Source organism: Celeribacter marinus (assembly GCF_965656515.1).
GTDB classification, from domain to species: Bacteria; Pseudomonadota; Alphaproteobacteria; order Rhodobacterales; family Rhodobacteraceae; genus Celeribacter; species Celeribacter marinus_D.
The window spans coordinates 1-4,031 of the sequence record NZ_CBFHKW010000096.1 but is presented as its reverse complement, the minus strand read 5'-3'; the positions used below and the strand labels follow the sequence as shown (position 1 = coordinate 4,031).

At 56.0% G+C, this 4,031-nt stretch carries 4 protein-coding genes; 2 read left to right on the top strand and 2 right to left on the bottom strand.

Translation table 11 applies throughout. The features are described from left to right. Positions 1-3: 3 nt before the first annotated feature. Together ACTG34_RS13370 and ACTG34_RS13365 are read right to left on the bottom strand one after the other, a co-directional pair. On the bottom strand, positions 4-1,146 hold the full coding sequence (locus ACTG34_RS13370; protein WP_439105383.1) for an iron-containing alcohol dehydrogenase: 1,143 nt from the start codon (positions 1,144-1,146) through the stop codon (positions 4-6). A gap of 55 nt (positions 1,147-1,201) precedes the next feature. Further along, positions 1,202-2,221 (bottom strand): LacI family DNA-binding transcriptional regulator, encoded by a 1,020-nt coding sequence (locus tag ACTG34_RS13365; RefSeq protein ID WP_439105382.1) that lies wholly within the window; start codon positions 2,219-2,221, stop codon positions 1,202-1,204. 144 nt (positions 2,222-2,365) lie between these two features. On the opposite strand from ACTG34_RS13365, the gene ltnD reads away from it, so the two are divergent. Together ltnD and otnK are read left to right on the top strand one after the other, a co-directional pair. Next, positions 2,366-3,268 (top strand): L-threonate dehydrogenase, encoded by a 903-nt coding sequence (gene ltnD, locus ACTG34_RS13360; protein WP_439105381.1) that lies wholly within the window; start codon positions 2,366-2,368, stop codon positions 3,266-3,268. Next, positions 3,268-4,031, top strand: a 764-nt coding sequence (gene otnK / locus ACTG34_RS13355) for a 3-oxo-tetronate kinase (protein WP_439105380.1), incomplete at its 3' end; no start/stop codon positions are given. The genes ltnD and otnK, both read left to right, overlap by 1 nt.

Sequence of the window (4,031 nt, the reverse complement as noted above, 5' to 3'; positions counted from 1 at the left end):
CCGCTAGCGCGCCGCTTTCAAAATTTGGGCCAAATCATCATATGAAAGTTCGACTGGATTAGCCTTCATTGAGCTAGAGGTTGACGCAGCATGAGCGGCATCGTTCAAATCAGCGTCACAAAGCCCAAGTTCATCCAGTCCCTGCAACCCATGTGTACGCGACCACGCCGCAAGGGTTTCAAACGCAGATTCGGGCGTTCCACCTAGCTCTCGTGCAATCCACTGTCGCACATCTTCAATGCGCGATCCAAAGTGATCGTCCGTCACGGCCCGTGCATTCACCTCAAGGCCGTGCGGCAAAAGTGCGCCACAAAGGGCACCGTGCGCGGCCCCCGTCAGCCCCCCCAATGGGCCCGCCAATCCGTGGATAACACCCAACCCTGCATTCGCCAGCGCAATCCCGCCGCACAGGCTTACATATGCAAGCGCGTCACGCGCCGCCTCATCTTCGTGCTCCATCAAGATGTTCAACGCACGCAGTCCGCGTGGAATAGCATCTCGGCAAAGCGCGTCCGTGAACGGATTTGCCTTAGTACACAGGTACGGCTCAATAACTTGCGTGATCGCGTCTAGGCCAGATGCCAACGTAATTTGCTTGGGGCAATGATCCGTCAAACTAGGGTCGACAATGGCAAGATCGGGTAGCATTCGCGCATCGCGCAGCGATACCTTGCGACGATGAGCTGGCACAGAGATTACGGCGTTTTTCGTCACCTCTGCGCCTGTTCCCGAGGTCGTCGTGATTGCAACAAACGGAAGTGGTGCCACATCGAGCGGCAACCCACGCCCAACAACTTCGAGATGATCCATTATCGGCCGCTTGGCGGGGATCAGTGCCGCAATCGCTTTGCCAGCATCAATAACAGAGCCGCCCCCTAACGCGACAACCGCGCCTACGCCATCGCCTGCACTCAAACCGCGCTCGATCTCATCTAGGTCCGGCTCAACGTCCACAGACATCCGCCGAACGTCACACCCGCATTCAGTCAATGCCGTTGCCAACCAATCCGACCGCTTTGCATTCCGACCGCCGATCAATAGAACTGGCTTATTGTTTGCAAGTTCGACGATGCGCGCGACAGAACGCATCGCCTCACCACGACCAAATCGAATTTCAGATGCGGTGAGAAATGAAAATGGGATCATCAGGGTCGCCTCACTTAGGTACAAAGTTATCAGGTTTTATAGCGCACCGTCACGGTCATCCAAGATCAATCATGGGTGGAAAGTCAAATGACCGTTGAACTCCGTCCGTCACGCCATCATTGATAATCTGCACTGCACGACGGCCGATTTCGCGGCGTTGGGTCCGCGATGTTGCGATTTTTACAGGAAGGCTATCAACGAAATCCAAGCCGTTAAATCCCGCAATCATAACACGATCAGGCACTTTAATCCCCACCGACATACAGTGGAACACACCCCCCATCGCCATGTCGTCATTCGAAAAGTAAATACAGTCCACGTCTGGACAGTGCCCCAAAAGATCGGCCGTGAGCGCGCGCCCCTCTTGGGATGTCGATGGCGCATCCGAACATCGCTCGCCGATAAGTGTCAGCCCATTTTGATCGAGTGCCTGAACGAAGCCGGCCCGCCGCTTGTATGCGCGTGTATCGCGGCTCAAACTACATCCCACGTATCCAATTTTTCGCCTACCAGCTTTGATGAGGGCAAGCGCCATATCGGCCCCTGCGCGCGTTTGTGACAGACCGACCACAGCATCAATCGGGTCGCCATCCAGATCCATAATTTGTACAATCGGGATATCAGCCGCCTCTAAAAGGCGTCTCGTTTTGTCCGGTTGATCGAGGCCGGTGACAATCAGACCCGCAGGCCGCCACGACAACATGTTTCGTATTGCGTGATATTCCTTATCGGGGTCGTAGTCGGTCACACCAAACACAGATTGACGCCCAGTGCCCTCAACCGCATCCGCGACACCTGACAAAACTTCGGCGAACACAATGTTTGTCAGACTGGGGATTACAACACCGATCAAGTTCGTTTGCTGGGCTGACAGAGAAAGTGCAAGGTTGTTGCCCACGTAGCCAGCGTGCGCCGCAGCTGCTTGCACTTTTTCAACACTGGCTTTCGATACATCTGCGGCCCCCCGCAAGGCCCGCGATGCCGTCATTTTACTCACACCCGCGAGGCGCGCGACATCCTCCAATGTTGCGCGGCGCACAGTGTCTGATGCGGTTCTATCGCTTGGCTTTTTCATTTTGGAACCCTTCACGACCCTAACGAAGCACGCAACCCCCCTGCCCCCCGAAAGGGAAATTGACACAGGGACGCCCCTTGACTACAAAACTGGTATCGATACCAGTTGTCAAGAAATACGCCGAAAGGCAAGAAAGGCACTCGAATGACACAAAGCGCGCGCATCGCCGTGATCGGCCTTGGCTCTATGGGATACGGGATGGCACAGTCCTGTCTTAAAGCGGGTCACACGACCTATGGTTACGACATCATGCCCGCACAAATGGAGAAATTCCAATCTGAGGGCGGCGCAATCGGAGCGCTCGACGACATCGCGGGGTCACTGGACTGCGCGGTTATTGTCGTTTTGAACGCGGCACAAACCGAAGCCGTGCTCTTCGGCGACGGCGGGCTTGCCTCCAAGATGAGCGCAAACTCTGTTGTCGTGGCATGCGCAACTGTTCCACCCGAATTCGCACGCGACATGGAAGAGAGATGTGCGCAACATGGCATTCTCTACCTCGACGCCCCAATCTCTGGTGGCTCCCTGAAGGCCGCAAACGGCGCGCTATCCGTCATGGCATCCGGCACTTCCGCCGCATTTGAGCGCGCCCGCCCCATGCTAGACGCAACATCGCAAAGCGTGTTTGAACTTGGGGATGCAGCCGGCGAAGGCTCCGCGATGAAAGCCGTAAATCAATTGTTAGCGGGCGTTCATATCGCCGCGATGGCCGAGGCGCTCACATTTGGAATGACACAGGGTGTCACACCCGAAAAATTCGTTGAGGTCATTAGCCAGTGCGCAGGAACATCGTGGATGCTCGAAAACCGCGCGCCCCATATTGTTGACGGAGATTACACGCCACGTAGCCAAGTCAACATCTGGCCAAAGGATCTTGGAATCGTCCTCGACATTGCGAAGTCCGCAAAATTCAGCGCACCTATTACCGCCGCCGCGATGCAACAATACCTTGCCGCCGCAGGCATGGGCTTTGGCACTGAGGACGATGCCGCCGTCGCAAAAGTCTATGCACGAAATGCGGGCCTTACATTACCGGGAGATGCGTGATGAAACTTGGCTGCATCGGCGACGACTTTACGGGGTCCAGTGATCTGGCGAACACACTGGCCAAAGGTGGGATGAAAACCGTTCAATTCACCGGCATCCCATCATCACCCGTACCTTCGGATGTAGAGGCAGGCGTTGTTGCCCTTAAGTCGCGCTCAATCCCCGTCCAGGACGCTGTCGCCCAATCATTGGCCGCGCTCGACTGGCTCAAAGCCCAAGGGTGCACACAGTTTTTGTTCAAGTATTGCTCCACATTTGACTCTACTCGGGACGGCAACATCGGGCCCGTTGCGGATGCCCTCGCCGATGCACTTGGCGCGCATAAAGTCATCGTATGCCCCGCCTTTCCCGGAACGGGCCGCTCCATTTATCAGGGTCATCTGTTCGTCAATGACCAACTTTTGAATGAATGCGGGATGCAAAACCACCCGCTCACGCCGATGACCGATGCAGATATTCGGCGCTGGATGTCATTCCAATCGCAATACGGCGTTGGCCATGTTCCCGCTCAGACTGTGTTTGGCGGTGCCAACGCCATTCGCGCATCGCTAGAGGCTCAACACGCGCTCGGACATCGCCATATCGTCGTGGATGCAATAAGGGATGAGGATCTCTTTGAAATCGGCAAGGCCGCCAAAGACTTGCCGCTTATCACCGGCGGGTCTGGCATCGCACTTGGACTGCCTGCAAATTTCGGATGTACCGCGTCACCAGTGGCGTGGACCGGACAAGCGGGCAAAGCCATTGCACTCTCTGGATCGTG